This window comes from Methylobacterium sp. E-005 (assembly GCF_022829725.1).
Classification (GTDB): domain Bacteria; phylum Pseudomonadota; class Alphaproteobacteria; order Rhizobiales; family Beijerinckiaceae; genus Methylobacterium.
In genome coordinates this window covers 1-581 of the sequence record NZ_JAKSYG010000233.1, presented here as the reverse complement: position 1 = coordinate 581, position 581 = coordinate 1, and the positions used below count along the sequence as shown (strand labels likewise).

Here is a 581-nt window from a genome sequence, read left to right as displayed (position 1 = left end):
ATCGCTGCGCTGGCGGCCGACTGAGGTGATCCAAGATGGCCTGCCGGATCGCCGGCATCGAGGGCTGAGGCGGCGGGCAGGCGATTCTTTTTTTTCCGCCCCACCGCTGCGAGGCGCCGGGATTGGAGGAAGGCGTAGGCTCACCCTTCAAGCCGCCGTACTCGGACCGCCAGCGGTAGTATGTGACCTCGGTCACCTCGATTGACCGGATTGCTTCGGCAACCTTGCGACCCTGCGAGATCAAGACATCGAACTGCCGCAGCTTAGCAACGATCTCTTCAGCCGTATGCTTCTTCCGTCCCATGACGACATCCTCCACATGGCTCAAAGCCATACCTCAGGGAGGACCACTTTTCAGGGGGCAGGCCACTCGGAAGCGACGTGACAGTTGGCAGGCATAAGCACACGCTTATGGCACATTCGACCTGATGCTCAGGTATTCTAGCACTACTTTGGCAGATTGGTTTCAGGGTGGCAGGTTGAGATCGGCGTCACAGTGCGGGCATCGCTGCGCTGGCGGCCGACTGAGGTGATCCAAGATGGCCTGCCGGATCGCCGGCATCGAGGGCTGAGGCGGCGGG

Annotated in this window: 1 protein-coding gene; it reads right to left on the bottom strand. The window is 61.3% G+C overall.

Annotated elements, in window-relative coordinates:
* Positions 1–304: transposase (locus MKK88_RS28490; RefSeq protein WP_244005846.1), on the bottom strand; the 304-nt coding region annotated here is incomplete at its 3' end.
* Positions 305–581 lie beyond the last annotated feature (277 nt).